The organism is Janibacter sp. LM (assembly GCF_039631275.1).
Classification (GTDB): domain Bacteria; phylum Actinomycetota; class Actinomycetes; order Actinomycetales; family Dermatophilaceae; genus Janibacter; species Janibacter terrae.
Genome location: NZ_JBDIVG010000026.1, coordinates 65,209 through 75,940, shown reverse-complemented (window position 1 = coordinate 75,940; position 10,732 = coordinate 65,209). Strand labels below are relative to the sequence as shown.

Genomic DNA, 10,732 nt, shown 5'->3' with positions numbered 1-10,732 from the left:
TCGTCAACGGCGCGCGAAAACACCCACGGAAGCGTCAGGAGAGCCTCAAAAGGGCGTGATAGAAGAGAGGCTCACTCTCAGGGTCACGCCACGCGATCCGCCAAATTTTGTCGGGAAGCACCAGTCCGTGAGGCACGCCCTCAACGAGGGCCACAGCACCGACGAGTTCGGTCGTGTTTGCACGGCTCATGAGCAAGTCGCCTTGGCGCACAAAGTGGCCTTCGGGTGGCACGTAGCTTGCCGGCAGTGCCTTCGCCTCGTCAGGCTTGAACCGCCCAGTTGTCACCGCGCTGATCTTGAGGACACGAAACTCGGAGGCGGATGACGCGTCCTCTGCTAAGAGGTTTCGACCTCCAACGAGCGTTGCGACTTCGCCAAGAGCCACCTGGGTCTTCGATTGATCTGGATTCCCGAACATGTCATGAAAGATCGATTGGGTGAGGTCGTCAAGGTGAGCGAGGACCTGGCGGCGTTTGGCGCTGACGGCGTCGGCGCGGTCGAGGATCGCCGCGATCCACCGCTGCTCATCGAGGGATGGGAGCGGGACCCGGATCTGTTCGACGGTCTTCTTCGACAACTCCTTGAACGTCGCGCCGTTGCCGAGCGACTGGAGGTAGCCAGTCTTGAATTTCAGCCAGTGGTACAGGTATTTCGCGTCAAGATCAGGACCGGGGATCAGACTCTTGAAGCCTTGGTTTGTAGCTATCGGGACCAAGTTTATTGCGACGTGCCCAATCGGTGCTCGTGAACTAAGGAGCACGGAACCTTCGGGCAGAATAGTCGTCGCGCAACTTCGGACACCTGCCCGCGTGATCTTCCGCGGAGTTGTTGCGATGTAGGGGCCATCAAGCTTGCTGAGATCGGCTGGAGTTACCCAATCTACGTCCCCATCCCAGTACTCCGGAACACTCGTTTTCGGCGTCGCACCCGAGACAATCGCGGCGATCTCGCCGAGAGCAGCAGTCCTCACGACAACATCGCCTTCAACTCGTCCATCCCCTTCGCGATCTCGGCATCGAGCGTCTCGATGTCCGCGATGATCTCCAGCGGTGCGCGGTGCTCGACCTCGTCGTACTCGATCTCCTTGTACCGGTTGAGCGACAGGTCGTAGTCCTGGGCGACGATGTCCCCCTTCGGCACGGTGAAGGACTGGTGGGTGCGCTCACGGTCACGCTCGCTCCCTTCGCGCTCCGTCCACCGAGCGAGGACGTCGGGGAGGTCATTGGCCTCGACCGGGTTGCGCTTGTCGTCCAGCGAGAAGCCGTCGGCGCGCACGTCGTAGAACCACACGTCGTCCGTGCCGCCAGAGTCCGTCTTCGTGAAGAAGAGGATCGCCGTCGAGACACCGGCGTAGGGCTTGAAGACGCCGGAGGGGAGTTTCACGACCGCGTCGAGCTTCTGCTCCTCGACGAGGATCTTGCGCAGGGTCTTGTGCGCCTTCGACGAGCCGAAGAGGACACCGTCCGGGACGATGACCGCGGCGCGCCCACCAGGCCTGAGGAGCTTGAGGAAGAGCGCGAGGAAGAGCAACTCGGTCTTCTTCGTCTTGACCACGCGCTGGAGGTCCTTGGACGTCGACTCGTAGTCGAGCGACCCGGCGAAGGGCGGGTTCGCGAGGATCAGCGAGTACTGCTCCTCCTCGCTGCTCGCGCCCTCGGAGAGCGAGTCCCGGTAACGAATGTCGGGAGCCTCGATGCCGTGCATGAGCATGTTCATGCTGCCGATCCGCAACATGGTCGAGTCGAAGTCGTAGCCGTGGAACATGCTGTGGTGGAAGTGCTGCCGCTGCGCGGCGTTTGTCAGTGCTGATGGATGGTGCTCGCGGACGTACTCCGAGGCCGCGACGAGGAATCCCGCCGTGCCGCAGGCCGGGTCGCAGATCTCGTCCTCGGGGGTCGGCGCAGTCATCGCGACCATGAGCTCGATGATGTGGCGCGGCGTGCGGAACTGGCCGTTGGTGCCGGCTGAGGCGATCTTCGACAGCAGGTACTCGTAGAGGTCGCCGTTGTTGTCGCGGTTGTCCATCCGGATGTCGTCGATGAGGTCGACGACCTTGGACAGCAGCGCGGCCGTCGGGATCGTGTAGCGGGCGTCCTTCATGTGGTCGGAGTAGGTCGAGCCCTCACCCCCTAGCGTGTGGAGGAAGGGGAAGACCCCTTGGCCCATCGTCTGGTGCGCCTCGGCTGCCTCGGCGTTCTTGAGGTGCTGCCACCTCAGGTGTGACTCACCGGGGAGGAAGATCGGGTCATCGATGCTGCCGGTGACGCGGGCCTTCTTCTCCTTGAGCGTCTGCAGCTCGTCCAGCCGCCTGATGAAGAGCAGGTAGGTGATCTGCTCGATGACCTCCAGGGGATTGGAGATCCCGCCGCTCCAGAAGGCGTTCCAGACGGTGTCGATCTTGCTCTTGAAGTCTCCGGTGATCACGAGCGTCAGGCTACTTCCCCGTCGCCTTCGCCCCCCGCACCGGTGAGCGGGGCGGCGCCGTGGAGGGACGGTCCTGATCCGGGTCGATGTGCTCGCGACCGGCTATCCGGTCGCTGGCCCGTCGACCCCTGATACCTCGATCCGTCCCGGAGCCGCACCCGGACGCCCTTCCAGCTCAGACCTCGGGCAGGTCGTGGTGCACCCAGACATTCGGCTCGACGTACACCGCGTGGTCGTTGGCGACGTCGACGTGCACCGGGGCGAGACCCCCTTCGACATCGACGCGACCATCCGCATCGAAGGGCAGGCCGGTCCACTCACGCCACTGCTGCAGCGTCCCCGGGATCGTCATCGACAGCGGCGCGACCTGCACGATCCGGCCACCGAGCCGGACGTGAGCGCGCAGCCACGGGTCGACCGGGAGCCCGTCCTCGCGCACCCGCCGCGCGTACTCGTCCGCGCCGGTGCGCGGCTCGAGCCACTTGCGGGTCGGCCGCACCGGGCCGAAGAGGTCCCGGCAGCCCAGCGCCGCGTACCGCCGGCGCGCCTCCGCGAGCAGCGCACCGCTCAGGCCCTCGCCTCGCCGGCCCACCGCCACCCGCGCCTCGATGAGGCTGACGGTCGAGAGGTCAGGGGTCGCCTCCTTCGCCACCATCCACTCCGCCCGCTGGAGCGCGTGGTCCCACCCGCGGGGAGGGAGGGAGTGGACGTCCGCCTCGAACGGGACGGCGTGCAGCCGCGCGACCGCCACGTCACCGTCCATGACGACGAGGTGCAGCTGCGGGAAGCCGTCGACCACCGCCTCGTAGGCGCGGTCCGACGTCGGGTCCTGGAGCATGAAGGTCGGCCAGTCGTCGTCGATCGACCAGAAGGCGTCGACGAGGTCCGGGCGCTCGGCGAGGGAGTGGGTCCGCATCAGGCCATCCAAGACGAAGGGGGAGGAAGGGGCCACTGGGTTTTCGCTGGGTAGGGTCGGCCCATGACGGATCGCGACTTCCGCAACCTCTACCGCCACGGCTTCGCGCGGGTCGCCGCGTGCACGCTCCCGGTGACGATGGCCGACCCGCACGCCAACGCGGAGGCGGTCCTGACGCGGGTGCGCCACCTCCACGAGCGCGGCACGGCGGTCGCGCTCTTCCCGGAGCTGGGCCTCACCGGGTACGCCGTCGACGACCTCTTCCTGCAGGACGTGCTCCTGCGCGACGTCGAGGCCGCCCTCGTCCACCTCGCCGAGCAGACCGCCGACCTGATGCCGCTCGTCGTCGTGGGCGCCCCCCTTCGCCACCGCAACCGTCTGTACAACTGCGCGGTCCTCATCCACCGCGGCGAGGTCGTCGGCATCGCGCCCAAGGCCTACCTGCCCAACTACCGTGAGTTCTACGAGAAGCGGCACTTCGCGGCCGGGGCCGGCATCGTCGACGAGTGGTTCCGGCCGACCTTCGCCACCGGTGATGCTGCAGAGGTGCTCGACGGCGTCCCCTTCGGCACCGACGTCCTCGTCCACGTCGACGACGTGCCGGGGCTTGTCGTCCACGCCGAGGTCTGCGAGGACATGTGGGTCCCGGTCCCGCCGAGCCACGCGGCGGCCCTCGCCGGTGCGACCGTCCTGCTCAACCTCTCCGCCTCCCCCATCACCGTCGCGCGCGCCGATGACCGGCACCTGCTCGCCCGGTCCGCGTCGATGCGCTGCAACGCGGCCTACCTCTACGCGGCGGCCAGCGAGGGCGAGTCGAGTACGGACCTCTCCTGGGACGGCCAGACCATGGTCTACGAAGGGGGAGACCTCCTCGGCGAGTCCGAGCGCTTCCCCGCTGGTCCCCGCGAGACCCTCGTCGACGTCGACGTCGACCGGCTGCGGCAGGAGCGCATGCGCCAGGGCAGCTTCGACGACAACGCGGTCGGCATCGGTGTCGACGTCGCGCCCTTCCGCGAGGTCCACATCGAGATCGACCCACCGACCGGCGACCTCGGCCTGCTCCGCGCGCTCGACCGCTTCCCCTTCGTCCCCGACGACGAGGCCCGGCTGGCCCAGGACTGCTACGAGGCCTACAACATCCAGGTGTCCGCCCTCGAGCAGCGGCTGCGCGCCATCGGCGGCCCCGACTGGGAGCCGAAGATCGTCGTCGGCGTGAGCGGCGGGCTCGACTCCACCCACGCCCTGCTCGTCGCGGCCAAGGCGATGGACCGGCTCGAGCGCCCGCGCACCGACATCATCGGCATCACGATGCCGGGCTTCGCGACGAGCGACCGCACCAAGACCAATGCCGTCGCGCTCATGGAGTCGCTCGGCATCACGTGGGAGGAGCTCGACATCCGGCCCACGGCCACCCAGATGCTGCGCGGCCTCGGCCACCCCTACGGGCTCGACCCCGAGGCGGACCACCCGGACGGGGTCTACGACGTCACCTTCGAGAACGTGCAGGCCGGGCTGCGCACGGACTACCTCTTCCGCATCGCCAACCAGCGCGGGGGGATCGTGCTGGGCACCGGCGACCTGTCCGAGCTGGCCCTCGGCTGGTGCACGTACGGCGTCGGCGACCAGATGAGCCACTACGGGGTCAACGCGGGCGTGCCCAAGACGCTCATGCAGCACCTCGTGCACTGGGTGGCCGACTCCGGCCAGCTGCCCGAGGTCTCGCAGACGCTGCTGTCGGTGCTCGGCACCGAGATCTCCCCCGAGCTCGTCCCGAGCAAGGACGCGGACCGGCCGCAGTCGACCCAGGACAGGATCGGGCCGTACGCGCTGCAGGACTTCACCCTCTTCCACGTGCTGCGCCGTGGGGACCGGCCGAGCAAGATCGCCTTCCTCGCGGAGCAGGCGTGGTCCGACGCGTCGCGCGGCACCTGGCCGAGCTCGGTCGCCGAGGAGGATCGCGGCGCCTACGACCTGGCCGAGATCAGGAAGTGGCTGCTCGTCTTCGTCCGGCGGTTCTTCGACAACCAGTTCAAGCGCTCGGCGCTGCCCAACGGGCCCAAGGTGCTGCCGGGCGGCACATTGTCACCGCGGGGTGACTGGCGGATGCCGAGCGACGTCGCCGGCACCCGCTGGGTCGCGGACATCGAGAACAACGTCCCGACGCAGTGACGAAGGGGGGCACTCCCCCCCTTCGTCACGGGGTCACTTGATGCCGATCGAGGGGCTGTCGGTCGCCGTGTCGCCCTCGGCGTAGGTGTAGCTGCCCATGCCCATCTTGCTCATGACGACGCCGACGACGATCGTCACGACGGTCAGGATGACGGCGAGGATGCCGAGCATCGGGCTCAGGGCGATGACGGCCCACGTGCCGACGGCGGCGGCGATGACACCGAGGACGAGGACTGCGTACCACGCGGCGTTCTGCGCGTGGCCCAGGTCCTCGACGGCGTGCGGCCCGGTCGGCGGGTGGGACAGGCGAGGGTGCTTGCTCATGGCGCCCATCATCCCATGAGGCGACGCCTCGTGGACAAGGCCTCTGCCCTCACGTCCGCGGGCCTGCGAGATCGCGCAGGTCACGCCGCACGACCTTGCCGTTGGCGGTCCGTGGCAGCGCCTCCAGCACGCGCACCTCGCGGGGCCGCTTGTAGGGGGCGAGCCGCTCGGCCGCGCGGTCGAGCACGCCCTGCCGCAGCGACCGCGGGTCGGTACCGGCCGTCGGCACGACCCACGCGCAGACCAGGCTGACCCCGTCACCGACGGTGAGCGCCGACACGGCGACCTCGGCGACGCCCGGCGTGCCCGCGAGCGCCTCCTCGACCTCGGCCGGGGAGACGCGGTAGCCCATCGCGTTCATGACGTCGTCGGAGCGACCGTGGTAGGTCAGGTACCCGTCCTCGTCGAGCTCGGCGAGGTCACCGGTGACGAACCACTCCCCCCGCAGCACCTCGGCCGTCTCCTCGGGCCGCTGCCAGTAGCCGAGCATCAGGCCCGGGTCGGAGCGGTGGACCGCGAGGCGCCCGATCTCGCCGGGAGGCAGGGGCATCGGGGCGTCGAGCCGCTCGGGGTCGAGGACGGCGACCCGGCGGCCGGGCTGGGCGCGCCCCGGGCTGCCGGGGCGCACCGGCACGTCAGGCCCGGTGGAGACGAAGGTCGAGATCTCGCTCATCCCGAGCGACTCGTGCAGCGGCACCCCGGTCGCCCGCGTCCACTCCCGCCACAGGGACGAAGGGAGCGCCTCGCCTGCCACGAGCGCGGCCCGCAGGGAGCGCAGGTCCCACGCCGCCGGGTCCCCGTGGCGCAGCAGGTGGCGGTAGACCCCCGGGACAGCCGCGACGTGGGTCGCGCGGTGGGAGGCGATGATCCGCGGCCAGACCAGGCCGTCCCGCGGACCGTCGTGGACGATCGCGGTCGCGGCACTGGCCCACGGGTCGGTGAGCCCGACGCCGAGCGTGTACGTCCAGTTGAGGGCACCGGCGTGGAGCATGACGTCGCCCTCCTCGAGCCCGTACCAGCCGCGGTACATCGGCCGCCGGCCCCAGGCGCTGCGGTGGGCGTGGGTCACCCCCTTCGGCCTGCCGGTCGTGCCGGAGGTGTACGTGATGAAGGCCGGCCGGTCCGGGTCGCCGAGGTCGTGCTCGGCGCGCTCGCCGCCCGCGACCCAGGTCGCGATGTCGTCGGCCGTGACGACCGGGACGCCCTGCGGGACCACGAGATCGAGGTCGGGGTCGAGCGCGACGGCGGAGGCCCCGCAGTCCCGGAGCAGGAGCCCGGCCTCGTCCGCGGTGAGCTGCGAGCTCGTCGGGACCGCGACGAGTCCCGCCGCGATCGCCCCGAAGAAGACGAAGGGGAACTCCGCCCGGTTGCCCATGCGCAGCAGCACGCGGTCACCCGGGTGCAGCCCGAGCCGGAGCAGCCCGGCGGCCACGGCACGCACGCTGTCGTCGACCTGCCCGAAGGTCCACCGCGAGTCGTCGCCGTCGCCGTGCACGACGACGAGCGCGTCCCGGTCCGGAGCCCGCCCCGCAGGGTCGGCGACGCAGTAGACGGACATGCCGAAGGGGGACGGGACCGCCTCGCCCGGGACCGGCCGGACCGGCCAGCGGGCCGCCCCCTCGCCGGCCGTCACGCGGTGTGGGCGTCGGCGACCGACAGCGCCTCGTCGAGGATCGCCAGGCCCTCACGGACCTCGTCGGCGCTCGTCGTGCACGGCGGCACGACGTGGACCCGGTTGCCGGCGACCATCGGCCACAGCCCGGCCTCCTTGCACGCCGCCGCGACCTCACCCATCGGCGCGGACGCCTCGCCCGAGGCGTTGAAGGGCACGAGCGGCTCACGGGTCTCCCGGTCGCGCACGAGCTCGACCGCCCAGAGGACGCCGAGGCCACGCACGTCACCGACGCTCGGGTGCCGCCCGGCGATCTCGCGCAGGCCGGGGCCGATGACGTCCTCGCCGAGCGCGCGGGCGTGCTCGACGATCCCGTCCCGCTCGAAGATCCGCATCGACGCCACCGCGGACGCGCAGGCGAGCGGGTGTCCCTGGTACGTCAGGCCGCCCGGGTACGGGCGCTGCCCGAAGGTCTCCCGGATCGGCGCGTCGACGATGACCCCGCCGAGCGGGACGTAGCCGGAGTTGACCCCCTTCGCGAAGGTGATGAGATCGGGCGTGACGCCCCACCGGTCCACGGCGAACCACTCGCCGGCGCGGCCGAAGCCGGCCATCACCTCGTCGGCCACCATGACGATGCCGTGCTCGTCGCAGATCTCGCGGACACCGGCCAGGTAGCCGTCCGGCGGGACGAGCACGCCGTTGGTGCCGACGACCGTCTCCAGGACGATCGCGGCGACGTGCTGGGGACCCTCGACGGCGATCGTCTGCCGCAGGTGCTCCAGCGCGCGCTCGCACTCCTGCTCGTCGCTGTCGGAGTGGAAGGGCGAGCGGTACGGGTACGGGCCCCAGAAGTGGACGACGCCGGTGAACGACGGCTCGCTCCCCCACCGCCGAGGTTCACCCGTGAGGGCCATCGCCCCGGACGTGCCGCCGTGGTAGCTGCGGTAGGCCGCGAGGACCTTGTGCCGCCCCGTGTGCAGGCGCGCCATCCGGATCGCGTGCTCGTTGGCGTCGGCGCCACCAGTGGTGAAGAAGACCGAGTCGAGGTCGCCGGGGGCCCTGGCGGCGATCATCGCCGCGGCCTGCGAGCGCGCCTCGACGGCGAACCCCGGTGCTATCGTCGTCATCCGCCCGGCGGCCTCGGCGATGGCCGCGACGAGCTCCGGGTGCTGGTGACCGATGTTGACGTTGACGAGCTGGCTGGCGAAGTCGAGGTAGCTGCGGCCCTCGTGGTCGGTGAAGCGCGACCCCTGCGCCGACGCGACGCCGGGCGGGTCGATGAGGTCCTGGGCCGACCAGGAGTGGAAGACGTGCGCCCGGTCGAGCCGGCGCACCTCGTCCATGTCGAGCGAGGGCAGCAGCTCCCCCATCACATCTCCTCGTGGGTCTCGGGATCGGCGCCGAAGAGGCGCCCGTCGGGCCGGCCGAGCGCGGTGATCGCCTCGGTCTCGGCGTCGGAGAGGTCGAAGCCGAGCACCTCGAGGTTGGTGCGCTGGCGCTCGGGGTCCGCGGACTTCGGCAGCGGGAGGGAGCCGAGGTGCAGGTGCCAGCGCAGGACGACCTGGGCCGGCGTGACGCCGTGGGCCTCGGCGGCGGCCACGACGGGCGCCGCGTCGAGGAGCTCGCCGCGGCCGATCGGGCTCCACGCCTGGGTGACGATGCCGCGTGCGGCGTCGGCGGCGCGCTGCTCCACCTGCGGGAAGGCCGGGTGCATCTCGATCTGGTTGGACGCCGGCGTCACACCCGTGGCCTCGATGACCTCGTCGAGGAACCGCGGCGTGAAGTTGCTGACGCCGATGGACCGGACGAGCCCGGCCTCCTTGGCCGCGACGAGCCCCTCCCACGCGCGGACGTACGACTCCTGCGAGGGGTTGGGCCAGTGGACGAGCACGCTGTCGAGGTACTCGAGGCCCATGACCTGCAGCGAGGTCTCGATGCAGCCCTTGGCGCCGCGGTGGTCGCGACCGGGCACCTTGCTCTGGATGAAGACGTCACCGCGATCCAGGCCGCTGGCGCGCACGGCCTCCGCGACCTCGCGCTCGTTGCGGTAGTTCACCGCGGTGTCGATGAGGCGGTAACCGACCTCGAGCGCGGAGACCATGGCGCGCACGCCGTCGTCACCGCGGAGCGGGTAGGTGCCGAAGCCGAGGACGGGGACGGAGACGCCGTCCCCCAGGACGCGTGTGGGGAGCTCAACCATGGACCCACGCTAACCAGCCGCGCGTCGCGGTGCGAGCCCCGGTCGGGGTCGGGCAGGAGGGCCCGCCGGCTCACTCCCCGAGCACGGCGAGGAGCTCCCCCTTCGCCTGCGTGTACTCGGCCTCGAGCTGGTCGACGAGGTCGGCCACCGGCAGGACGTCCTCGATGCCCGCGACGGAGTGCCCCGCGCTCCACACGTCGCGCCACGCCTTGGGCGCGACCGTCGACGAGGTGCTGCGCGGTTCCTCCTCGGTGTGCGGGTTGGTCACGTGGGAGACGTCGATGCGCTCCGGCGCGGGCAGGTCGTCGGGGTCGAGGCCGGCCCCGATGATGCTGCGGCGCAGGAAGTTGGCCGGGATCGTGCTGATCGACGGGGTGTAGACGATCTCCTCGGCGCCCGAGTCGACGAGCATCCGGCGGTACTCCTCGGACACGGCCGACTCCTGCGTCGCGAGGAACCGCGTGCCCATGTACGCCAGGTCGGCGCCGGCGGCCTGCGCCGCGAGGACGTCGCGGCCGGAGCTCAGGGCGCCGCCGAGGATGAGCGGCCCGTCCCACACCCGACGCACCTCGGCGATGAGGGCGAAGGGGTTGAGCCCGCCCGAGTGGCCACCGGAGCCCGCGGAGACGAGGATCAGCCCGTCGACGCCGGCCTGCGCCGCCTTGACGGCGAAGGGGGCGTTGACGACGTCGTGGAAGACGAGACCGCCGTATGAGTGGACCGCGTCGACGACGTCCTTGGCTGCGCCGAGACTGGTGATGACGAGCGGCACCCGGTGCTCGACGATCTTGTCGAGGTCGGCCTCGATGCGCTTGTTGGTGCGGTGCACGACGAAGTTCACCCCGTACGGCGCGGGCTCGCGGCCGGTGTCCGTCGGCTCCGCGAGCGCGCTCTCGATCTGCGTCAACCAGCCGTCGAACTCGTCCGTCGTGCGCAGGTTGAGCGCGGGGAAGGTCCCGATGACACCCGCGCGGCAGGTGCCGATGACGAGGTCGAGGCCGGAGCCGAGGAACATCGGCGCGGCGATGATGGGCAGGCGCAGTCGGCCCTGGAGCTGGGGGGGCATCGTCATGCCCCCCATCCA

9 protein-coding genes are annotated in these 10,732 nt (G+C 70.5%); 1 reads left to right on the top strand and 8 read right to left on the bottom strand.

What is annotated here, in order from left to right:
• Positions 1–34 precede the first annotated feature (34 nt).
• The 3 genes from ABC138_RS13930 to ABC138_RS13920 form a co-directional block, all read right to left on the bottom strand.
• Positions 35–970 (bottom strand): restriction endonuclease subunit S, encoded by a 936-nt coding sequence (locus ABC138_RS13930; RefSeq protein ID WP_345914068.1) that lies wholly within the window; start codon positions 968–970, stop codon positions 35–37.
• Entirely contained in the window at positions 967–2,424 is a 1,458-nt protein-coding gene (locus tag ABC138_RS13925; protein ID WP_345914067.1) for a class I SAM-dependent DNA methyltransferase, read from the bottom strand. Before ABC138_RS13925 ends, ABC138_RS13930 begins: the two co-directional genes overlap by 4 nt.
• A gap of 175 nt (positions 2,425–2,599) precedes the next feature.
• Positions 2,600–3,340, bottom strand: coding sequence for an N-acetyltransferase (locus tag ABC138_RS13920; protein ID WP_345914066.1), 741 nt, complete (start codon positions 3,338–3,340; stop codon positions 2,600–2,602).
• Positions 3,341–3,403: 63 nt separating this feature from the next.
• Between ABC138_RS13920 and ABC138_RS13915 the strand changes: the two genes are divergently transcribed.
• A complete protein-coding gene (locus ABC138_RS13915) occupies positions 3,404–5,509 on the top strand; it encodes an NAD(+) synthase (RefSeq protein ID WP_068426605.1) in 2,106 nt (701 codons plus the stop codon).
• A gap of 33 nt (positions 5,510–5,542) precedes the next feature.
• On the opposite strand, the gene ABC138_RS13910 is transcribed toward ABC138_RS13915, so the two are convergent.
• From ABC138_RS13910 to ABC138_RS13890, 5 genes are all read right to left on the bottom strand, one after another.
• Positions 5,543–5,833 (bottom strand): hypothetical protein, encoded by a 291-nt coding sequence (locus ABC138_RS13910; protein ID WP_170307662.1) that lies wholly within the window; start codon positions 5,831–5,833, stop codon positions 5,543–5,545.
• Positions 5,834–5,882: 49 nt separating this feature from the next.
• The gene (locus ABC138_RS13905) at positions 5,883–7,466 is read right to left on the bottom strand and encodes an acyl-CoA synthetase (protein WP_345914065.1); all 1,584 of its coding nucleotides are present in this window, start codon (positions 7,464–7,466) and stop codon (positions 5,883–5,885) included.
• Positions 7,463–8,818, bottom strand: coding sequence for an aspartate aminotransferase family protein (locus ABC138_RS13900; RefSeq protein WP_345914064.1), 1,356 nt, complete (start codon positions 8,816–8,818; stop codon positions 7,463–7,465). The genes ABC138_RS13905 and ABC138_RS13900 overlap by 4 nt, the downstream gene beginning before the upstream one ends.
• Positions 8,818–9,648 (bottom strand): aldo/keto reductase, encoded by an 831-nt coding sequence (locus tag ABC138_RS13895; protein ID WP_068426614.1) that lies wholly within the window; start codon positions 9,646–9,648, stop codon positions 8,818–8,820. Before ABC138_RS13895 ends, ABC138_RS13900 begins: the two co-directional genes overlap by 1 nt.
• 70 nt (positions 9,649–9,718) lie before the next feature.
• The gene (locus ABC138_RS13890) at positions 9,719–10,720 is read right to left on the bottom strand and encodes a nitronate monooxygenase (RefSeq protein ID WP_345914062.1); all 1,002 of its coding nucleotides are present in this window, start codon (positions 10,718–10,720) and stop codon (positions 9,719–9,721) included.
• Positions 10,721–10,732: the final 12 nt, after the last annotated feature.